A 20,101-nucleotide genomic window follows, 5' to 3' on the forward strand; every position below is an offset into this window, starting at 1 on the left:
GGGATCGAGAGTGGCCAATTCTAACCGGCAATCGGATCTTCTGGTTTATCTGCGGTTGCTGCGCTATGTCAGGCCCTACTTGGGGTTCTTCCTGCTCAGTATTCTGGGCTTTCTGATCTTCGCCTCGACCCAGCCCATGCTGGGTTACATCCTCAAATACTTCGTCGACGGCCTGTCGAATCCCGAGGCCAGCTTCTTCGCCAGCGTCCCCTACCTGTCGGAGATTCCCTTCCTCGCCCACTTGAAGCTGCTGCAGACGGTGCCGCTGCTGATCGTGCTGATCGCGCTGTGGCAGGGCATCGGCTCCTACCTGGGCAACTATTTCCTGGCCAAGGTCTCCCTGGGGCTGGTGCATGACCTGCGCGTGGAGTTGTTCGACAAGTTGCTGGTGCTGCCCAACCGCTACTTCGACAACCACAACTCCGGGCATCTGATCTCGCGCATCACCTTCAACGTGACCATGGTCACCGGCGCGGCCACCGACGCGATCAAGGTGGTGATCCGCGAAGGCATGACGGTGGTGTTCCTGTTCACCACCCTGCTGCTGATGAACTGGAAGCTGACCCTGGTGATGCTGGCGATCCTGCCGGTGATCGGCCTGATGGTCAGCAGCGCCAGCAAGAAATTTCGCAAGCAGAGCAAGAAGATCCAGGTGGCCATGGGCGACGTCACTCACGTCGCCTCCGAGACCATCCAGGGTTATCGCGTGGTGCGCAGCTTCGGTGGCGAGCCCTACGAGTCGCAGCGCTTTCGCTTCGCCTCCAGCGACAACACCCGCAAGCAGTTGCGCATGACCAAGACCGGCGCCATCTACACGCCAATGCTGCAACTGGTGATCTACAGCGCCATGGCGGTGCTGATGTTCCTGGTGCTGTTCATGCGCGGCGATGCCTCGGCCGGCGATCTGGTGGCCTACATCACCCTGGCCGGCCTGCTGCCCAAGCCGATCCGTCAGCTCTCGGAGGTCAGCTCGACCATCCAGAAGGGCCTGGCCGGCGCCGAGAGCATCTTCCAGCAGCTCGACGAGGCGCCCGAGGTGGATCGTGGCAGCGTCGAGCGCGAGCGGGTCGGTGGCCGTCTCGAGGTGCGCAACCTGAGCTTCAGCTATCCCGGCAGCGAAAAAGCCGTGCTCGTCGACGTCAGTTTCACGGCCGAGCCGGGACAGATGATCGCCCTGGTCGGGCGCTCCGGCAGCGGCAAGTCGACCCTGGCCAACCTGATTCCGCGCTTCTACCACCATGAGCAGGGGCAGATCCTCCTCGACGGGGTCGATGTCGAGGACTACAGCCTGCGCAACCTGCGCCGGCATATCGCCCTGGTGACCCAGCACGTCACCCTGTTCAACGACACGGTGCGCAACAACATCGCCTATGGCGACCTGGCCGGGGCGCCGCTGGAGGCGGTCAAGCAGGCCGCCGCCGATGCCTACGCCGCCGAGTTCATCGAGAAGATGCCGCAGGGCTACGACACCCTGGTCGGCGAGAACGGCGTGCTGCTTTCCGGCGGCCAGCGCCAGCGCCTGGCCATCGCCCGCGCCTTGCTCAAGGACGCGCCGCTGCTAGTGCTCGACGAGGCCACCTCGGCACTCGACACCGAGTCCGAGCGGCATATCCAGGCCGCGCTGGATAAGGTGATGCAGGGCCGCACCACCCTGGTGATCGCCCACCGCCTGTCCACCATCGAGAAGGCCGACCTGATCCTGGTGATGGACCAGGGGCAGATCGTCGAGCGCGGCAGCCACGCGGAGCTGCTGGCGCGCAATGGCTACTATGCGCGCCTGCACGCCCGTCAGTTCGAGGAGGGGGGCGAGGTCGTCGCCGCCGAACAGGACGCCTGATGCTCAACCATTTGCGCAGCTGGCGCGAGCGCGGTTGGACGCCCATCGATGCGGCCGGCTATGCCGAGGCCTGGGCCCGTTTCGGCGGCAGCGTCATCACCCAGCCGCAGGTCGTCGCCCGCCTGGCCGGGCTGGCGGGCGTGCCGGTGCGCTACCTCGGGCATTGCGTCGACGGCGAGCTCAGGGCGGCGATCCCCACCTGGGGACGGCACCTGGCGTTGTCGCGGCCAGTGTTGAAGCGCCGGGGGCTGCGCAATCTCTTCGACCTGGGCAATGCCGAGGTGATCCTGCCGGTCGCGCCGAACGCGGGGGTGCCGTTGCGGCATGAGGTCGCCTACCTTTCCGAGTTGAACCGGCATGGCTTCAGTGGCCTGCGGCCGCAGCAGGAGCAGCTGGCCATGGCGCGGGCGCCGGAGGAGTGGTCGAAGAAGTTTCGTTACAACCAGCGGCGCGAATTGCGCCTGTTCGAGGAGGCGGGCGGCGTGGTGCGGGCGGTGGCGGAGTTCACCCCCGCCGAGCTGGCGGCCATCTACGGCGAGCTGTTCGAGCGCCGCTGGGGCTTCGAGGTGCCGGGCAAGCCGAGGCTGGCCGAGGTCTTCGGTCTGATGCGGGAATTCCTCCAGGGATCGCTGTTGATGCTGGACGGTTTTCCGGTGGCCGTTCAGGTGCTGTACAGGGCCGAATCGGCAGACTGGATCAGCTACGAGTACATCAATGGCGGTGTCGACCCTCGGGCTCAGCACCTCAGTCCCGGCAGCGTCCTCAGCTTCATCAACACCCGGGCTGCCTGGGCGGACGCGCGGGCGCGGGGCAAGGTATTGCGTTACTCGTTCGGGCGGGCCGATCGGGACTACAAGGATCGTTGGTGCAACAGGGTTGCCACCTTTAGGGTGTGAGTGAATGGATACACGCAAACAACAACTGCTGCGCCGTCACCGGCGCGGCAAGCGGCTGTTCATGGTCGCGGCGCTGCTGGTGCTGGTGGCGCTGGACTGGTTTGCCGGCTGGAACAGCCTGCCGGTGTTTCTGGTGCTGGCCTGGATCGCCCACGAGGCCTGGTTCGCCGACCACCTTTTCTATTCGCCGCGCGAGGACTATCGCTACGCCTTCCCCGACTCGGCGCCGCAGTTGGCCGGCCGTCTGGAAAAGGGGCGGCTGCAGCTGGACCTCGCCCAGCTGCCGGCCGAGGCCGACACCCTGATCCTCGCGGTGCAGGTGCGCAGCACCTGGCTGGGGCGCTGGCTGGATCCCCATGTGCTGATTCGCGATGGCCAGCCCTGCGATCGTCAGGACTTCGAGCGCGGTGTGCGAGGCTGTCGCTACCTCAACCTGTCCGGTCTGCTGCCGGCTCTCCGGGAGGGGCGCGTGCAGTTGCGCGGACGCTTCTGCCGACTGGGCGCGGAGGTCAGCCTGTATGCCTTCCGCAATCCGGACTATGCCGCGCGTCGCCTGATGATCATCGCCCCCCATGCCGACGATGCCGAGCTCGCCGCCTTCGGCCTCTACAGCCGCAGTGCGGAGGTCAGCATCGTCACCCTCACCCAGGGCGAGGTCGAGGCCCAGCATTATCGCCGCATGGGGCTCGATAAGGCGGCTGCGGCTCGCCTCAAGGGCCGTCTGCGCAGCTGGAGCAGCCTCAGCGTGCCGCTCTGGGGCGGCGTGCCGGCGAGCCGCTGCGTGCAGTTGGGGTATTACTGCCTGCAACTGACGGCCATGCGCGCCGAGCCGCACCGGGCCTTTCCGTCGCTGGAGTCCGGCGAGTCGGACATCCGCAGCGTGCGCCGGTTCAACCCCCTGGCGCTGCCGGGCGACGTCGACGGCACGCCCAGCTGGCACAACCTGGTGGGTGACCTCGCGGCGTTGCTCAAGCGCTTTCGCCCCGAGGTGGTGGTGCTGCCCCACCCGGAACTGGATCCCCATCCCGACCATATCCAGGCCAGCCAGGCGCTGGACGAGGCCGTCGCGCTCGCCGGCTGGTGCCCCGAGGTGCGCCTGCTCTACGCCAATCACCTCTATGACAACGATCGCTGGCCCATGGGCCCGGTCGGCGCCGGCGTGGCGCTGCCGCCGCGTCAGCAACCCCTGCCGGCGGACGGCCTGTGGAGCCCGCTGCTGGATGCGGGGGCACGGCTGGACAAGACCCAGGCCCTGGCCATGCAGCACGACCTGCAGACCCCCCTGCCGCTGAAGAAGCGCCTGCGCCGGCTCATCCAGTGGCTGCTGGTCGGGCGGCGCTGGCCGGAGGTGGGGCAGGACGATTTCTTCCGCAAGGCGGTGCGTCGTCACGAGCTGTTCTGGGTGCGTCGCGCCGGCGTGCGGGAGTCGCGGGCCGACTGAGCGGCTATGTTATGATCCGCGGCGTTTTCGACGCTCCGGAGCCACCATGAAGCTGACCCTGCCCCGTTACGATCAAGCCCCCGTCCTGGTGGTGGGCGACGTCATGCTCGACCGCTACTGGCATGGCGGCACCTCGCGCATCTCGCCGGAGGCGCCGGTGCCGGTGGTGCGCGTGGAGCAGATCGAGGATCGCCCGGGCGGCGCGGCCAACGTCGCGCTGAACATCGCCGCGCTCGGCGCGCCGGCGCTGCTGGTCGGCGTCACCGGCGAGGACGAGGCGGCCGACAGCCTGGCCGACAGCCTGGCCGCCGCCGGCGTCGAGGCACACTTCCAGCGCCGCGACGAGCAGCCGACCATCGTCAAGCTGCGGGTCATGAGCCGCCACCAGCAGCTGCTGCGCATGGACTTCGAAGAACCCTTCGCCACCGACACCCAGGCCCTGGCGCGCCAGGTCGAGGCACTGCTCGCCGGGGTCAAGGTGCTGGTGCTGTCCGATTACGGCAAGGGCGCGCTGCAGAACCACCAGGTGCTGATCCAGGCCGCGCGCGCCAGGGGCATCCCGGTGTTGGCCGACCCCAAGGGCAAGGACTTCTCCATCTACCGCGGCGCCAGCCTGATCACCCCCAATCTGCACGAGTTCGAGACCATAGTCGGCGGCTGCAAGGACGAGGCCGAGCTGGTCAGCAAGGGCGCCAAACTGATGCGTGAGCTGGAACTCGGCGCGCTGCTGGTGACCCGCGGCGAGCACGGCATGACCCTGCTGCGCCCGGACCACGCGCCGCTGCACCTGCCGGCGCGGGCGCGCGAGGTGTTCGACGTCACCGGCGCCGGCGACACGGTGATTTCCACCCTGGCCGCCTCCATCGCCGCCGGCGAGGAGCTGCCGCAGGCCGTGGCCCTGGCCAACCTGGCCGCCGGCATCGTGGTCGGCAAGCTCGGCACCGCGGCCATCAGCGCCCCCGAGCTGCGCCGCGCGGTGCAGCGCGAGGAGGGCTCCGAGCGCGGCGTACTGAGCCTCGACCAGTTGCTGGTGGCGATCGAGGACGCCCGCGCCCACGGCGAGAAGATCGTCTTCACCAACGGCTGCTTCGACATCCTGCATGCCGGCCACGTGACCTACCTGGAGCAGGCGCGCGCCCAGGGCGACCGCCTGATCGTGGCGATCAACGACGACGCCTCGGTCAGCCGCCTCAAGGGCCCGGGCCGGCCGATCAACGCGGTGGACCGGCGCATGGCGGTGCTCGCCGGCCTCGGCGCGGTGGATTGGGTGGTGAGCTTCGCCGAGGACACCCCCGAGCGCCTGCTCAAGCAGGTGCAGCCGGACGTGCTGGTCAAGGGCGGTGACTACGGCATCGACCAGGTGGTCGGCGCCGATATCGTCCAGGCATATGGCGGCGAGGTGCGCGTGCTCGGCCTGGTGGAGAACAGCTCGACCACCGCCATAGTCGAGAAGATCCGCAACAAATAGGCTGACAGGCCTAAGGCCTGTCCACCAATCCACCGCTGGCGGTGGGCAAGGCGGGCGCCATGCTCACCCTACGTTCCTCTGTGTGACGGCTTGACCCGATTGCCGACGGCTCGTGGCTTGAGGGTCATAGGCGCTCGCCAGCCGGCGGCGCATCATCGATGGCATCCCCCATGTGGAGCGAGATGCCATGACCGTCGATATGCAGGGCCAGGCCCTGAGCGTACTGAGCAAGCTGGCCCAGGCCGACTGGCCGGATCGCCTCAAGCTGCGCAAACCCTTCGAAAGACTCGTCTACAGCGGCAGCCGCGCCAGCTTCCGTCTGGCCGCCGGCAAGACGCGCACGCCGCGTCCGGCGGCGGCCGACGAGCTGTTCGACCTGTCGCTTTCCGACGAGCAGCAGATGCTGGTGGAGATGCTCCAGGGCTTCGCCCTGGACGTGCTGCGCCCGCTGGCGCACGAGGCCGACGCCCAGGCGCGGGTGCCGGCGGCGCTGCGCAGTCAGGTCCATGAGCTGGGCCTGGCCCACTATGGCGTCGGCGAGGCGCAGGGCGGCCTGGCCGGGGCGCGCACCGTGCTGAGCAACGCGCTCATCGGCGAAAGCCTGGCCAGGGGCGACTTCTCCCTGGCCGCCGCGCTGTTGCTGCCGCTGTCGGCGGCCAACTGCATCCGCCGCTGGGGCTCGCCGGCCCAACAGGCGGCCTGGCTGCCGGCCTTCGTCAGCGAGGCGGGGGCGCAACCCTTCGCCCTCGCAGTGGGCGAGCCGGGCGTGCTGAGCGACCCGCGGGGGCCCGCCACGCGCGCGCGCAAACGCGGCAAAGCCTATCTGCTCGACGGCGAGAAGGTCCTGGTGCTGGGCGGGCTGGAGGCCAGCCGGCTGATCGTCAGCGCCCAGGCCGGCGACGGCCCGGCGCTGTTTATCGTCGATGCCGCGAGCAAGGGCATCGGCCGCCGTGCCGAGCCGGCCATGGGCCTCAAGGCCTGTGGCCTGGCGCGTATTCAACTCAAAGGCGTCAAGGTGCCGGGCGAGTGCCGGCTGGCTGGCGCTGGCTTCGATTTTCAGGCCTTTCTCGATCATTCCGCGCTGGCCTTCTGCGCCCTTGCCGTCGGTACGGCGCAGGCGGCGCTGGACTATGTGACCAGTTACTGCAACGAGCGCCAGGCCTTCGGCGAACCGATCAGCCATCGCCAGGGCGTGGCCTTTATGGTCGCCGACATCGCCATCGAACTGGACGCCATGCGCCTGCTGCTGTGGCGCGCCTGCGCCCGCGCCGAGGCCGGCCTGCCGTTCCGGCGCGAGGCCTACCTGGCGCGGCTGCTGTGTGCGGAGAAGGCGATGAAGATCGGCAGCGACGCGGTGCAACTGCTCGGCGGCCATGGTTTCACCCAGGAGCACCCGGTCGAGCGCTGGTACCGCGACCTGCGCAGCGTGGCCGTGCTGGCCGGCGGCCTTCATCTCTGAACAGGTGACAACGATGAATCTGGAAACCCCGAAGAAATTCCGCGGCCTGCAGCAGCAGGCGCAGCAGGTGGCCAAGCACTATTTCCGGCCGATCTCACGCAAGTACGACCAGGCCGAGCACGCCTATCCCAAGGAGCTGGACCTGCTCGCCGCGCTGCTCGACGGCATGAACGAGGGCTCGCCCGACGCCGTCGGCGCCGGTTCGGCGAGCAAGCGCGGCGCCGCCCGCGAACAGCAGGAGGGCGTCAAGAACGGCGGCAACCTGGCCGCGCTGCTCGGCGTGATGGAGCTGTGCTGGGGCGACGTCGGCCTGCTCCTGGCCATGCCGCGCCAGGGCCTGGGCAACGCGGCCATCGCCGCGGTGGCCAACGACGAGCAGCTGGCGCGCTTCGGTAGGACCTGGGCGGCCATGGCCATCACCGAACCGGGCTGCGGCTCGGACTCGGCGGCGATCCGCACCACGGCGGTGAAGGACGGCGAGCACTACGTGCTCAACGGCGAGAAGATCTTCGTCACCTCCGGCGAGCGCGCCGACGCCGTGGTGGTCTGGGCCAGCCTCGACCGCAGCCTGGGGCGCGCGGCGATCAAGTCCTTCGTGGTCGAGAAGGGCACGCCGGGCATGAGCGTGACGCGCCTGGAGAAGAAGCTCGGGATCAAGGCCTCGGACACCGCCTCGATCAGCTTCAGCGACTGCCGGGTGCCGGCGGCCAACCTCTTGGGCAACGCCGAGATCGACGTGCAGAAGGGCTTCGCCGGGGTCATGGAAACCTTCGACAACACCCGCCCGCTGGTCGCCGGCATGGCGGTCGGGGTGGCTCGGGCGGCGCTGGAACGCACCCGCGAGCTGCTGGTCAAGGCCGGCTGCCGCTTCGACTATGCCAAGCCCTTGCTGGCCGTGAGCCATGCCGAGGCCACCCTGTATCGGCTGGAGGCCGAGTGGGAAGCGGCGCGCCTGCTCACGCTCAAGGCCGCCTGGATGGCCGACAACAAGCTGCCCAACTCCAAGGAGGCCTCCATCGCCAAGGCCAAGGCCGGGCGGGTGGCCAGCGAGGTGACGCTCAAATGCGTCGAGCTGGCCGGCGCCCTGGGTTACGGCGAGGACGAACTGCTGGAGAAATGGGCGCGCGACTCGAAGATTCTCGACATCTTCGAAGGCACCCAGCAGATCCAGCTGCTGATCGTCGCCCGGCGCCTGCTGGGCAAGAGTTCCAGCGAACTCAAATAGGGCATCGCTGGGCAACGCCGTAGGTTGGCGCCGAGCGCGGCAACGCCCAACGGTCCGCGACATGGCCCGTCGGGTTTCGTCGCTACGCGCCTCAACCCAACCTGCTGGCTGGCAGTGCGGCGGCAGGGCACAAAAAAGCCCGCATCTGCGGGCTTTTTGCTTAGAAACGGAAGACTTCGGTATCGATCTTGATGGGTTCGGCCACCGGAATCTTCGGCCCGGGTTCCTGCGGTTTGGCCTTGGCCACCGGGGCCTTCTTGCGCGGTGGCTCGGCGGGGGCCTCCTCGGCCACGGCAATCGGCTGGATGGCCACCGCCAGCTCGGCGGCCAGGCGTTGCAGCAGCAGGCTCTGCGCCTTGACCTGCTCGGCCACGGCGCCGTTGTGGCCCTCCTCCAGGCGCACCAGGCGGCTGTCGCGCAGCTGGCCGCGGCGATCCAGCAGGCGCCACTGCGCTTCCAGCACCGCCGGCACCAGCGGGCCGGAGTCGAGGCGGGTGATGGTCAGCATCACCTGGGCGTCGGCGCTGAAGCCGGGGGCGGCCGGTGCCAGGGCCAGGCGCTGGCTGTCCAGGCGCCAGGCCAGTTGGCGCAGCAACTGCTGGTCGATGTCGTTGGCCAGGCCGCTGGCCCAGCGGGCATCGCGGGCGGCCACCAGGCTGCCGTCGGCCTGACGCTGCAGCAGGTGTTCCTGGCGCAGGTAGTCGGCGATGCTGACCGGGCCGACCAGCACCGCCATGCCGCTGTCCTTGGCCGGGGCGACGGCACTGCCGCTGTCGAGTTGGTAGAGTGGCACCGGCTTCTGCTGCAGCAGGCTGCAACCGCTCAGGCTGAGCAGGGTGGTCAGAAGCAGGGCCAGGGGGCGTACTACAGTCATCATTCGTTCCCGGCAGCCGCTGCGGGCGGCTGCGCATCAATCCCATGTCATGCCGGCGGGTCGTCATCCTGACAACCCGGGTCGCGTATCATCCGTCAAACCGCGCCGCGACTCCAGCCTTGCCCGCCTGTCGGTAGGGGCGGCGCTTATTCCACCAGCAACTGGTCGACGCGCTGGAAGCCGCGCGGCAGCTTGTTGCCGCGGCGGCCGCGCTCGCCCTTGTAGTGCTCCAGATCGTCGGCCTTGAGGGTCAGGGTACGCTTGCCGGCCTGCAGCACCAGCGAGCTGCCGGCGGGCAGCACGGCCAGATCGGTGAGGTATTCCTCGCGGCTGGCCACCCGTTCACCGGGGATGCCGATGATCTTGTTGCCCTTGCCTTTGCCCAGTTGCGGCAGGTCGGCGACCTTGAACAGCAGCAGGCGGCCTTCGGTGGTCACCGCCGCCAGCCAGTCGTTCTCGACGCTGGCCACCGGCTTGGGCGCCACCACCCGGGCGCCGTTGGGCAGGCTGAGCAGGGCCTTGCCGGCCTTGTTCTTGGCCTGCAGGTCCTCGCCCTTGACCACGAAGCCGTAGCCGGCGTCCGAGGCGATCACGTACAGGGCGCTGTCCTCCGGCAGCAGCACGCAGTCGAAGGTCGCCCCCGGCGGCGGGGTCAGACGACCGGTCAGCGGCTCGCCCTGACCGCGCGCCGACGGCAGGCTGTGGGCGGCGAGCGAATAGCTGCGTCCGGTGGAATCGATAAACACCGCGTACTGGTTGGATCGGCCCGGCGCGGCGGCCTTGAAGCCGTCGCCAGCCTTGTAGGACAGCCCGGTGGCGTCGATGTCATGGCCCTTGGCGCAGCGCACCCAGCCCTTTTCCGAGAGCACCACTGTGACCGGTTCGGTCGGCATCAGCTCGGTTTCCGACAGGGCGCGGGCCTCGGCGCGGGCGACGATCGGCGAGCGACGGTCGTCGCCGTACTTCTCGGCGTCCTCGAGAATTTCCTTGCGCACCAGCTTCTTCAGCTTGGCTTCGCTGCCGAGCAGGGCCAGCAGCTTCTCGCGTTCCTTGGCCAGCTCGTCCTGCTCGCCGCGGATCTTCATCTCTTCCAGGCGGGCCAGCTGGCGCAGGCGTGTGTCGAGGATGTAGTCGGCCTGCACCTCGGTCAGGCCGAAGGCCTCCATCAGTACCGGTTTCGGCTGGTCTTCGGTGCGGATGATGCGGATCACTTCGTCGAGGTTGAGGAAGGCGATCAGCAGGCCTTCCAACAGGTGCAGGCGCTTTTCCACCTTGTCCAGGCGGAACTGCAGGCGGCGGCGTACGGTGCCGACGCGGTACACCAGCCACTCGCTCAGCAGGGTACGCAGGTCCTTGACCTGCGGCTTGCCGTCGAGGCCGATGACGTTGGTGTTGACCCGGTAGCTCGATTCCAGCTCGGTGGTGGCGAACAGATGGGTCATCAGCTCGTCGGCGTCGACGCGGTTGGAGCGCGGGATGATGACGATCCGGGTCGGGTGTTCGTGGTCGGATTCGTCGCGCAGGTCGGCGACCATCGGCAGCTTCTTGGCCTGCATCTGCGCGGCGATCTGCTCCAGCACCTTGGCCCCGGAGACCTGATGCGGCAGGGCGGTGACCACGATATCGCCGTCCTCGACGCGGTACACGGCGCGCATGCGCACCGAGCCGCGCCCCGTTTCGTAGATCTTCAGCAGATCGGCCTTGGGCGTGATGACCTCGGCCTCGGTGGGAAAATCCGGGCCCTGGATATGCTCGCAGAGCTGCTCGACCGTGGCGCCCGGCTCGTCCAGCAGACGTACGCAGGCGGCGGCGACTTCGCGCAGGTTGTGCGGCGGCACGTCGGTGGCCATGCCGACCGCAATACCCGTCGTGCCGTTAAGCAGCAGGTTGGGCAGGCGTGCCGGCAGGGTCGCCGGCTCGTTCATCGTGCCGTCGAAGTTCGGCACCCAGTCGACGGTGCCCTGGCCCAGCTCGCTCAGCAGCACCTCGGAATAGCGCGACAGGCGCGCCTCGGTGTAGCGCATGGCGGCGAAGGACTTGGGATCGTCCGGCGCGCCCCAGTTGCCCTGGCCGTCGACCAGGGTGTAGCGGTAGCTGAACGGCTGCGCCATCAGCACCATGGCCTCGTAGCAGGCGCTGTCGCCGTGCGGGTGGAACTTGCCGAGCACGTCGCCGACGGTGCGCGCCGACTTCTTGTGCTTGGAGTCCGCGTCCAGGCCCAGCTCGCTCATGGCGTAGACGATGCGCCGCTGCACGGGCTTGAGGCCGTCGCCGATATGCGGCAGGGCGCGGTCCATGATCACGTACATGGAGTAGTTGAGATAGGCCTGCTCGGTGAAGTCGGCCAGCGACCGACGTTCCACGCCTTCCAGGCTCAAATCGAGGGATTCGCTCATGCGGGCCTCATTGCAAGGTTGATTGGCGCAGCACCAGGGTGCCACCCTTTTGACTGAATTCGAGTTGTTGCAGCGCGCTCATGCCCAGCAGCACCTCGTCGCCGTCCATGCCCGGGGCGATCAGCGCGGCGACGTCGCGCAGTTCGATATCGCCCAGGCGCAGGCTGGCCAGGCGCGTGCGATGTCCGGTGGCGCGGCCGTTGGCGGTGCTGATGACGATCGGCGCGCCGCGCGCCAGGCCGAGGCGCTCGGCCACGGCGCTGGGCACCGCCACCTGGGTGGCGCCGGTGTCGAGCAGGAAGGTCACGTCCTGGCCGTCGATCTGCCCGTTGACCAGGTAATGGCCCTGGCGGCTGCTGGCCAGGCGCACCTCGACGAACCCCTCGCCCTGCACCGATTGCGGCACCTGGTTGGGGTTGCGCTGCTTGTCTTCCCAGTTGCCGAAGAAATGCGTGGCCAGCAGCAGGCCGGCGCCCCAGGCGAGCACCCACATCACCCGTCCGGCGCGGCGGCCAGGCGTCTGCTCGTTCACGGACGACGGCTCCAGCCGCCCTTGGGCGCATTGAAGCGCCAGACCAGGGGGCGTTGCTCGCCGTCGGCGCGGGTCTGGCTACCGTTGTCGACGCCGATCCAGGCGCCGTCCTGGTCGATCCACAGCGCTTCGGCCATGCCGTATTTCGGCGGGTAGCGACGCGCTTCGGCGAGCGCTTCGCCGGCGAACGACCAGCATAGCTCCGCCTCGCCGTTGCTCAGGGTGCGGCGGCAGATGCGATGAGCCTGGCGTTCGAGGGTGAACAGCTTCTCGCCGAAGTAGGCCAGGCCGGCGAAGTCGCGCGGTGCGGCGCGGCCGCCGAGCGCTGCGGGCGAGGGCTCTTCGCCGCTCTCGCTGATCAGCACGCAGCCGCCGGTGCAGCGCCAGGTGCTGTTCTGCCGGTGCAGCACGGTGAGGCCGCGGCGGCGCTGTTCGGCGGCCAGCCACAGGCGCTCGCCGCTGGGGTCGACGGCGATGCCCTCGAAGCCCTGGTTGAAGTGCAGCAGCATGCCGCTGGCACGCGCCTGGCGCACCAGGCCGCTGGGCAGGTTGAGCCACTGCGCGCTGCCGCTGGGCGCCACCTGCAGCACCGCGGCGCGCGTCTCGCTGACCAGGTAGCGGTTGCCCTGGGCATCGCAGGACAGCCCCTCGAAATCCAGCTTGCCGCCGCGTACCAGGCTGGCGGCCCAGTTGCGCATGCGCAGGCCCCAGGGCAGGGCGCTGTCGGGCGGCTCGGGGGCGACGAAGGGTTCGCCCTCGGCGCGCAGCAGGCCGTCTTCACGGTGCAGCTGGTAGAGGGTCGCGTCGTCGCGGTCGGACACCGCCCACAGCGCCTCGCCGCACTGGGCCAGGCCGGACAGGTTGCCGCCGGTCATCTCGCTCACCGGGTATTCGGCCTGCAGCTGCAGTTCCTCCAGCGCCGCGGGCTCGGCGTGGGCGCCGCCGGCCAGCAGGCCGAGTGCCAGCAACAGCCTGCGCATCAGGCCAGTACCTCGGCCAGGTTGCCCTTGGTTTCCAGCCAGCTCTTGCGGTCGCCGGCGCGTTTCTTCGCCAGCAGCATGTCCATCACCTCGCGGGTGCCCTCGAAATCGTCCAGGGTCAGCTGCACCAGGCGGCGGGTGTTGGGGTCCATGGTGGTTTCGCGCAGCTGCGGCGGGTTCATCTCGCCGAGGCCCTTGAAACGGGTCACCTGCGGCTTGCCGCGGCGCTTCTCGGCCACCAGGCGGTCGAGGATGCCGTCGCGCTCGGCGTCGTCGAGGGCATAGAAGATCTCCTTGCCCAGGTCGATGCGGTACAGCGGCGGCATGGCCACGTAGACGTGGCCGGCGTCGACCAGGGCGCGGAAGTGGCGGACGAACAGGGCGCAGAGCAGGGTGGCGATGTGCAGGCCGTCGGAGTCGGCGTCGGCGAGGATGCAGATCTTGCCGTAGCGCAGCCCGGAGAGGTCGCTGGAGCCGGGGTCGATGCCGATGGCCACGGCGATGTCGTGCACTTCCTGCGAGGCCAGCACCTCGCTGCCGTCGACTTCCCAGGTGTTCAGGATCTTGCCGCGAAGCGGCATGATCGCCTGGAATTCCTTGTCGCGCGCCTGCTTGGCGCTGCCGCCGGCGGAATCGCCCTCGACCAGGAACAGCTCGCAGCGCAGCGGGTTCTGCCCGGCGCAGTCGGCCAGCTTGCCGGGTAGCGCCGGGCCCTGGGTGATCTTCTTGCGCTCGACCTTCTTGCCCGCCTTGAGGCGACGGCCGGCGTTGCTGATGGCCAGCTCGGCCAGGGCCAGGCCGGTTTCCGGGTGGGCGTTGAGCCACAGGCTGAAGGCGTCTTTGACCACGCCGGAGACGAAGGCGGCGGCCTCGCGCGAGGACAGGCGCTCCTTGGTCTGCCCGGAGAACTGGGCGTCCTGCATCTTCATCGAGAGGACGAAGGCGATGCGTTCCCAGACGTCTTCCGGCGCCAGTTTCACCCCGCGCGGCAGCAGGTTGCGGAACTCGCAGAACTCGCGCATGGCGTCCAGCAGGCCCTGGCGCAGGCCGTTGACGTGGGTGCCGCCCTGGGCGGTGGGGATCAGGTTGACGTAGCTTTCCTGCACCGCGTCGCCACCCTCGGGCAGCCACAGCAGGGCCCAGTCCACCGCCTCCTTGTTGCCGGCCAGGCTGCCGACGAAGGGTTCGGCGGGCAGGCGCTCGAACTCGCTGACGGCGTCGACCAGGTAGGAGCGCAGGCCGTCTTCATACAGCCACTCTACCTTCTCGCCCGAGGCCTTGTCTTCGAAGCTGACGTTTAGCCCCGGGCACAGCACGGCCTTGGCCTTGAGCACGTGCTTGAGGCGGCTGACCGAGAACTTGAAGGAGTCGAAATACTTGGCGTCGGGCCAGAAGTGCACGCTGGTGCCGGTGTTGCGCTTGCCCACCGTACCGACCACTTCCAGCTCGCTGGCCTTGAAGCCGTCGGCGAAGCTCATCTGGTACTCGTTGCCGTCGCGCTTGACGGTCACCACCACGCGGGTCGACAGGGCGTTGACCACGCTGATACCGACGCCGTGCAGGCCGCCGGAGAACTGGTAGTTCTTGTTGGAAAACTTGCCGCCGGCATGCAGCTTGGTGAGGATCAGCTCGACGCCCGGCACGCCTTCTTCCGGGTGGATGTCCACCGGCATGCCGCGGCCGTCGTCGAGCACTTCCAGCGAGTTGTCCTCATGGAGGATCACCTGGATCGACTTGGCATGCCCGGCCAGCGCCTCGTCGACGCTGTTGTCGATGACTTCCTGGGCCAGGTGGTTGGGCCGCGTGGTGTCGGTGTACATGCCCGGGCGCTTGCGCACCGGGTCGAGGCCGGACAGGACTTCGATGGCGTCGGCGTTATAGGCGTTCTGCTGGGCCATGGGCTCTCTTGTTCGTCAAATGAGTGCGGAAAAGTCGGTATCGCGCCAGAGTGTGGCGTCGATCCCGGCGAAAGCGAAGAGCATCGGCAGGTCGGCGGCGAAGCCCTGGAAACCGTGGTCGCCGCCGGCCTGGATGCGCAGGGCGCAGGCCCGGTAGTAGCGTTCGGCGTCGCGGTAGTCGAGGGTCTCGTCGCCGGTCTGCAGCCATACCCGGTAGCGCACCGGGTCGCTGGGGGGCGCCACCTCCAGCTCGGCCAGGGCCTCGATGTGATCTTCGGTCAGTTCCCAGGTCTCGTCGCTGTAGTAATTCTGCTGCGGGCCGAGGTAACCGTCGAACCGCAGGTGCGGGCGTACCGCGGGATTGATCAGCAGCGCCTTGAGGCCATGGCGCTCGGCCAGATAGGTGGCGTAGTAGCCGCCCAGCGAGCTGCCCACCAGCACGGGTTGGCCGAGTTCCGCCACCAGGGCTTCGAGCTGCGCCATGGCCTGGCGCGGATGATGGTGCAGCGCCGGCACCCGCAACCGGGCGTCGAGGCCCAGGCTGCGCATGGCGCGGCTCAGCTGGCTGGCCTTGTGCGAGGCCGGCGAGCTGTTGAGGCCGTGGATATAGAGGATGGATGCGGTCATGGGGCGGGAGGCTACTAGTCCGAGGCCGCAAGCTGCAAGCCTCAAGCTGATTGGGGGTGTTTCAGTAGCCCTTGACGCTGTAATCCACCTCGAAATGAATACCGGTGACGCGCGATACGCCGGTGTCCAGGCGGCCGTCGGCATGCAGGCGCAGCCAGCGGTAGCCGGGCGCCTCGCTGCCGACCTGGAATTCCTCGCTGCCGGGGGCGAACTGCACACAGGTGGAGGGCGAGGCGAGCAGGCGCAGGCCGCCGCGCTGCTGGTCGAATTCCTGGTGGATATGACCCCAGAGCAGGGCCTTGGCCTGCCGGTGGCGGGCCAGCACGGCGAACAGGGCGTCCGGGTTGCGCAGGCCGATGGGTTCCATCCATTTGCAGCCGATGGACACCGGGTGGTGGTGCAGGCAGATCAGGTGGTGACGCTGCGGCGCCTCGCTCAGCGCCCGCTCCAGCAGCTCAAGCTGGCTGCCCGCGAGAAAGCCGGGCACCGCGCCGGGGATCGAGGAATCGAGCATGACGATGCGCCAGGCACCGAGGTCGATCACCGGCTCCAGCAGCGCGCTGCCGTTGCAGGCGGCCTGCATCGGCGGCACTTCGTCGTGGTTGCCGGCCAGCCAGCGCGCCGGCGCGCCGATGGCGGCGGTGAGCTGGCGGAAACGCTGGTAGGAGGCCTGGCTGCCGTCCTGCGACAGGTCGCCGGTGGCCAGGATCAGGTCGATCTGCGCCTGCTCCTGCTGCACCCGTTCGATCACCCGCTGCAGGCTGTCGCAGGTGTCCATGCCCAGCAGCTTGCCATCCGCTTCGGCGAACAGGTGGCTGTCGGACAGCTGCACCAGCAGGACCGAGGAATCAGCGTAAGGGGTGGGCAGGCTCGGCAAGACCGTCTCCTAGGGCACAATCGGGTGAATTATGGTGGTTGCCGCGCTAAAGGGAAAACCCGCGAAGCGGACGCAGATCACAGAAAAAACGCCAGGAGCGTTTTTTGACGTCGCCTGCGACGGCCCGCAGGGTGGCCGCCAGGGATGGCAGGCCACAAAAGCCGTGCCGCGCTATCGGCCGGGCGGTGCGAAGCTTGACGGTTCAGATGACCGGCTGGGGTTCGTGGCCACAGGCCAGGCAATGGCTGAGCCATTCGCCGAGAAACAGGTTGAGCTGGCTCTTCTCGTCCGGCTGGTGCATGGCGGCATTGGGATAAGGGTAGCGGCTGTGCAGGCGGCGGGCATTCTCGGCACCGACCACTTCGGCCATGCGCGCGTCGTGATAGACCCGCACCTCCAGCTGCGGCACCGGCAGCCAGGGCAGGCTGTGCTCCTGGCGGGCGCGCAGGGTGGTGGTGTAGGGGCAGGCTTCGACCACTTCCAGGCTGAGCACGCCGAGCAGGCGGTCGCCCTGGCTCAGGGCCACGCGACGCGCCTGGGGCTCGCTGCGCATGTCCGGCAGCAGGCGCATCAGGCGAGCGTAGTTGGCCTCGCAGGCGGCCTGCAGTTCGACCAGGTCGACCCGGTAGCGCTCGCGCACCAGGTTCACGACCACATCCCCCGCACTTCGTCGCGATTGAGCGCCAGCCATTGCAGGGCGATGATGCTGGCGGCGTTGTCGATGCGGCCGTCCTTCACCGCCTGCAGGGCATCGGCCAGCGGCCAGACGTGCACGCGGATGTCCTCGCCTTCCTCGGCCAGGCCATGCACGCCGCCGGCGCCCTCGCTGCTGCAGCGCCCGACGAACAGGTGCACGCGCTCGTCGGAGCCGCCGGGCGAGGGGTAGTACTGGGTGATCGGCCACAGCGCAGTCAGCTGCAGGTTGGCTTCCTCGACCGCCTCGCGGCGGGCGACGTCTTCGGGTTCTTCGTCCTTGTCGATCAGGCCGGCCACCAGCTCCAGCAGCCAGGGGTTGGCGCTCTTGTCCATGGCGCCGACGCGGAACTGCTCGATCAGCACCACCTCGTCGCGTTGCGCGTCGTAGGGCAACACGCACACGGCGTCGTGGCGCACGAACAGCTCGCGACTGAGCTGCGGGCCCATGCCGCCGGCGAACTGGCGATGGCGCAGGCGCACCCGGTCGAGCTGGTAGAAGCCGCGGAAGCAGGCCTCGCGCTCGATGATGTCGATGTCGTCTTTGCCCATAGGCATCCCCCAACTGGCAGTAACGGGCCAGTTGGCCCGTTACCGATCACACTAGCGAGCTTAGCGCTGCCAGATCAAGCTTCCATGACCAGAGGGCTACACCTTCTGGTACAGCTGGCTGCCCTGGGCCTTGAACTCCTCGGCCTTGGCCTGCATGCCCTGTTCGGCGTCCAGGTCGAGGGTGTCGATACGCTGTTCCTTAGCATAGTCGCGCACTTCCTGAGTGATCTTCATCGAGCAGAACTTCGGCCCGCACATGGAGCAGAAATGCGCCACCTTGGCCGAGTCCTTGGGCAGCGTCTCGTCGTGGAAGGCGCGTGCGGTGTCCGGATCGAGGCCGAGGTTGAACTGGTCTTCCCAGCGGAACTCGAAGCGCGCCTTGGACAGGGCGTTGTCGCGGATCTGCGCGCCCGGGTGGCCCTTGGCCAGGTCGGCGGCGTGCGCGGCGATCTTGTAGGTGATGATGCCGGTCTTGACGTCATCCTTGTTCGGCAGGCCCAGGTGCTCCTTGGGCGTGACGTAGCAGAGCATGGCGCAGCCGAACCAGCCGATCATCGCCGCGCCGATGCCGCTGGTGATGTGGTCGTAGCCGGGGGCGATGTCGGTGGTCAGCGGGCCGAGGGTGTAGAAGGGCGCCTCGTCGCAGCATTCCAGCTGCTTGTCCATGTTCTCCTTGATCAGCTGCATCGGCACGTGGCCGGGGCCTTCGATCATGCACTGGACGTCGTGCTTCCAGGCGATCTTGGTCAGCTCGCCGAGGGTCTCCAGCTCGCCGAACTGCGCGGCGTCGTTGGCGTCGGCGATCGAGCCCGGACGCAGGCCGTCGCCCAGCGAGAAGCTGACGTCGTAGGCCTTCATGATTTCGCAGATGTCGTCGAAATGGGTGTAGAGGAAGTTTTCCTTGTGGTGCGCCAGGCACCACTTGGCCATGATCGAGCCGCCGCGGGAAACGATACCGGTCACGCGTTTCGCCGTGAGCGGCACATAGCGCAGCAACACGCCGGCGTGGATGGTGAAGTAGTCCACGCCCTGTTCGGCCTGTTCGATCAGGGTGTCGCGGAACAGCTCCCAGGTCAGGTCCTCGGCGACGCCGCCGACCTTCTCCAGCGCCTGGTAGATGGGCACGGTGCCTATCGGCACAGGGCTGTTGCGGATGATCCACTCGCGGGTCTCGTGGATGTGCTTGCCGGTGGACAGGTCCATCACGGTGTCCGAACCCCAGCGGATGCCCCAGGTCAGCTTGGCCACTTCTTCCTCGATGGAGGAGCCCAGGGCGCTGTTGCCGATATTGCCGTTGATCTTCACCAGGAAGTTGCGGCCGATGATCATCGGCTCCAGCTCCACGTGGTTGATGTTGGCGGGGATGATGGCGCGGCCGCGGGCCACTTCGCTGCGCACGAACTCGGGGGTGATTTCCTTCGGAATCGAGGCGCCGAAGCTATGGCCGGCGTGCTGCTCGTTGAGCAGCCCCGCCTCGCGGGCCTCGGCCAGCTTCATGTTTTCGCGGATGGCGACGAACTCCATCTCCGGGGTGATGATGCCCTGCTTGGCGTAGTGCATCTGGCTGACGTTCTTGCCGGCCTTGGCCCGGCGCGGGTTGCGCACGTGGGCGAAGCGCATGGCGGCCAGCTCGGCGTCGCCCAGGCGGCGCTGGCCGAACTCGGAGGACAGTCCCGGCAGCTTTTCGGTGTCGCCGCGATCCTCGATCCAGGCGCTGCGCACGTCGGCCAGGCCCTTGCGCACGTCGATGGTCACGTTCGGATCGGTATAGGGGCCGGAGGTGTCGTAGACGGTGACCGGCGCGTTGATCTCGCCACCGAAGTCGGTGGGCGTCACGTCCAGGCTGATCTCGCGCATCGGCACGCGGATGTCCGGGCGCGAACCCTCTACATAGACCTTCTGCGAACGGGGAAAGGGTTGTACGGACTGCTGATCGACCTGAGCCGATTCACTCAGATTCTTTTGTTGTTGTGCACTCATCAAGGCTCTCTCCGGGGATGGTTGTCGGAGCAGAACCTGAGAGAGGAGGGGCGAAGGCGCACCATGGGGCGGTGCCGAGAGGACTCGCCGGTACGCTGGCGAGGACATCTTGTTCCCTACGCAGGCCTTAACCTGATCAGGTTCAACGGGATCCGGCAGCTGCCAATCTCAGCCCCGCATATGGGGCACCCCGACAAGAACCCGGGCAGTCTAATCAAGCTTGAGCGATAAAACCAACCCGAGGGTCAGAAAATGTCGACCCGTGCGTCGGAAAACGACCGCTAGTGTCGCCTGCCGGGCATTGTTCCCGGCGAGCAACATAGCTTGCCGCCAGCTAGACTGATGCCGTCCAAGGTGCGCTTGACC

General features: G+C 68.0%; 16 protein-coding genes and 1 riboswitch. Of the genes, 6 read left to right on the forward strand and 10 right to left on the reverse strand.

Features of this window, described 5'->3' with window-relative positions; genetic code table 11:
- Positions 1 to 10 precede the first annotated feature (10 nt).
- From msbA to ACW9UL_RS02575, 6 genes are all read left to right on the forward strand, one after another.
- Complete coding sequence (gene msbA, locus ACW9UL_RS02550) at positions 11 to 1,837, forward strand: lipid A export permease/ATP-binding protein MsbA (RefSeq protein WP_457788754.1); 1,827 nt, start codon at positions 11 to 13, stop codon at positions 1,835 to 1,837.
- Entirely contained in the window at positions 1,837 to 2,733 is an 897-nt protein-coding gene (locus tag ACW9UL_RS02555; protein ID WP_457788755.1) for a GNAT family N-acetyltransferase, read from the forward strand. The genes msbA and ACW9UL_RS02555 overlap by 1 nt, the downstream gene beginning before the upstream one ends.
- A gap of 4 nt (positions 2,734 to 2,737) precedes the next feature.
- Entirely contained in the window at positions 2,738 to 4,174 is a 1,437-nt protein-coding gene (locus ACW9UL_RS02560; RefSeq protein WP_457788756.1) for a PIG-L deacetylase family protein, read from the forward strand.
- A gap of 46 nt (positions 4,175 to 4,220) precedes the next feature.
- Complete coding sequence (gene hldE / locus ACW9UL_RS02565) at positions 4,221 to 5,642, forward strand: bifunctional D-glycero-beta-D-manno-heptose-7-phosphate kinase/D-glycero-beta-D-manno-heptose 1-phosphate adenylyltransferase HldE (RefSeq protein ID WP_122109189.1); 1,422 nt, start codon at positions 4,221 to 4,223, stop codon at positions 5,640 to 5,642.
- Between the two features lie 187 nt (positions 5,643 to 5,829).
- Positions 5,830 to 7,101, forward strand: coding sequence for an acyl-CoA dehydrogenase family protein (locus tag ACW9UL_RS02570; RefSeq protein ID WP_457788757.1), 1,272 nt, complete (start codon positions 5,830 to 5,832; stop codon positions 7,099 to 7,101).
- Between the two features lie 13 nt (positions 7,102 to 7,114).
- Positions 7,115 to 8,326 carry an acyl-CoA dehydrogenase family protein gene (locus tag ACW9UL_RS02575; RefSeq protein WP_021443814.1) on the forward strand — a complete coding sequence of 404 codons (1,212 nt, stop codon included), beginning with the start codon at positions 7,115 to 7,117 and terminating at the stop codon, positions 8,324 to 8,326.
- Between the two features lie 160 nt (positions 8,327 to 8,486).
- Here ACW9UL_RS02575 and ACW9UL_RS02580 read toward each other — a convergent pair whose 3' ends face one another.
- From ACW9UL_RS02580 to thiC, 10 genes are all read right to left on the reverse strand, one after another.
- Complete coding sequence (locus ACW9UL_RS02580; RefSeq protein WP_122109187.1) at positions 8,487 to 9,203, reverse strand: PqiC family protein; 717 nt, start codon at positions 9,201 to 9,203, stop codon at positions 8,487 to 8,489.
- A gap of 143 nt (positions 9,204 to 9,346) precedes the next feature.
- Positions 9,347 to 11,596, reverse strand: coding sequence for a DNA topoisomerase IV subunit A (gene parC, locus ACW9UL_RS02585; RefSeq protein WP_021443812.1), 2,250 nt, complete (start codon positions 11,594 to 11,596; stop codon positions 9,347 to 9,349).
- 7 nt (positions 11,597 to 11,603) lie between these two features.
- Entirely contained in the window at positions 11,604 to 12,089 is a 486-nt protein-coding gene (locus ACW9UL_RS02590) for a retropepsin-like aspartic protease family protein (protein WP_371921475.1), read from the reverse strand.
- Positions 12,090 to 12,124: 35 nt separating this feature from the next.
- A complete protein-coding gene (locus ACW9UL_RS02595; protein ID WP_457788758.1) occupies positions 12,125 to 13,108 on the reverse strand; it encodes an esterase-like activity of phytase family protein in 984 nt (327 codons plus the stop codon).
- The gene (parE, locus tag ACW9UL_RS02600; protein ID WP_021441930.1) at positions 13,108 to 15,006 is read right to left on the reverse strand and encodes a DNA topoisomerase IV subunit B; all 1,899 of its coding nucleotides are present in this window, start codon (positions 15,004 to 15,006) and stop codon (positions 13,108 to 13,110) included. Before parE ends, ACW9UL_RS02595 begins: the two co-directional genes overlap by 1 nt.
- A 15-nt stretch (positions 15,007 to 15,021) precedes the next feature.
- Positions 15,022 to 15,633 carry a YqiA/YcfP family alpha/beta fold hydrolase gene (locus ACW9UL_RS02605; protein WP_021441929.1) on the reverse strand — a complete coding sequence of 204 codons (612 nt, stop codon included), beginning with the start codon at positions 15,631 to 15,633 and terminating at the stop codon, positions 15,022 to 15,024.
- A gap of 61 nt (positions 15,634 to 15,694) precedes the next feature.
- Positions 15,695 to 16,510: a 3',5'-cyclic-AMP phosphodiesterase gene (cpdA, locus tag ACW9UL_RS02610; RefSeq protein WP_457788760.1), complete on the reverse strand. Its 816-nt coding sequence runs from the start codon at positions 16,508 to 16,510 to the stop codon at positions 15,695 to 15,697.
- Between the two features lie 202 nt (positions 16,511 to 16,712).
- Complete coding sequence (locus ACW9UL_RS02615) at positions 16,713 to 17,165, reverse strand: DUF1249 domain-containing protein (protein WP_021441927.1); 453 nt, start codon at positions 17,163 to 17,165, stop codon at positions 16,713 to 16,715.
- On the reverse strand, positions 17,156 to 17,755 hold the full coding sequence (locus ACW9UL_RS02620) for an NUDIX domain-containing protein (RefSeq protein WP_457788761.1): 600 nt from the start codon (positions 17,753 to 17,755) through the stop codon (positions 17,156 to 17,158). The genes ACW9UL_RS02615 and ACW9UL_RS02620 overlap by 10 nt, the downstream gene beginning before the upstream one ends.
- Positions 17,756 to 17,851: 96 nt before the next feature.
- Positions 17,852 to 19,735 (reverse strand): phosphomethylpyrimidine synthase ThiC, encoded by a 1,884-nt coding sequence (gene thiC, locus ACW9UL_RS02625; protein ID WP_457788762.1) that lies wholly within the window; start codon positions 19,733 to 19,735, stop codon positions 17,852 to 17,854.
- Between the two features lie 96 nt (positions 19,736 to 19,831).
- A riboswitch (TPP riboswitch) is annotated at positions 19,832 to 19,938 on the reverse strand.
- Positions 19,939 to 20,101 lie beyond the last annotated feature (163 nt).

This window comes from Pseudomonas sp. PL-6, assembly GCF_054110165.1.

What these genes read in the sequence shown, in the direction of transcription:
- ACW9UL_RS02555 (WP_457788755.1), top strand. Translation starts at nt 1,837, where the DNA reads ATGCTCAACCATTTGCGCAGCTGGCGCGAGCGCGGTTGGACGCCCATC.
- ACW9UL_RS02560 (WP_457788756.1), top strand. Translation starts at nt 2,738, where the DNA reads ATGGATACACGCAAACAACAACTGCTGCGCCGTCACCGGCGCGGCAAG.
- hldE (WP_122109189.1), top strand. Translation starts at nt 4,221, where the DNA reads ATGAAGCTGACCCTGCCCCGTTACGATCAAGCCCCCGTCCTGGTGGTG.
- ACW9UL_RS02570 (WP_457788757.1), top strand. Translation starts at nt 5,830, where the DNA reads ATGACCGTCGATATGCAGGGCCAGGCCCTGAGCGTACTGAGCAAGCTG.
- ACW9UL_RS02575 (WP_021443814.1), top strand. Translation starts at nt 7,115, where the DNA reads ATGAATCTGGAAACCCCGAAGAAATTCCGCGGCCTGCAGCAGCAGGCG.
- ACW9UL_RS02580 (WP_122109187.1), bottom strand. Translation starts at nt 9,203, where the DNA reads ATGATGACTGTAGTACGCCCCCTGGCCCTGCTTCTGACCACCCTGCTC.
- parC (WP_021443812.1), bottom strand. Translation starts at nt 11,596, where the DNA reads ATGAGCGAATCCCTCGATTTGAGCCTGGAAGGCGTGGAACGTCGGTCG.
- ACW9UL_RS02590 (WP_371921475.1), bottom strand. Translation starts at nt 12,089, where the DNA reads ATGTGGGTGCTCGCCTGGGGCGCCGGCCTGCTGCTGGCCACGCATTTC.
- ACW9UL_RS02595 (WP_457788758.1), bottom strand. Translation starts at nt 13,108, where the DNA reads ATGCGCAGGCTGTTGCTGGCACTCGGCCTGCTGGCCGGCGGCGCCCAC.
- parE (WP_021441930.1), bottom strand. Translation starts at nt 15,006, where the DNA reads ATGGCCCAGCAGAACGCCTATAACGCCGACGCCATCGAAGTCCTGTCC.
- ACW9UL_RS02605 (WP_021441929.1), bottom strand. Translation starts at nt 15,633, where the DNA reads ATGACCGCATCCATCCTCTATATCCACGGCCTCAACAGCTCGCCGGCC.
- ACW9UL_RS02620 (WP_457788761.1), bottom strand. Translation starts at nt 17,755, where the DNA reads ATGGGCAAAGACGACATCGACATCATCGAGCGCGAGGCCTGCTTCCGC.
- thiC (WP_457788762.1), bottom strand. Translation starts at nt 19,735, where the DNA reads ATGAGTGCACAACAACAAAAGAATCTGAGTGAATCGGCTCAGGTCGAT.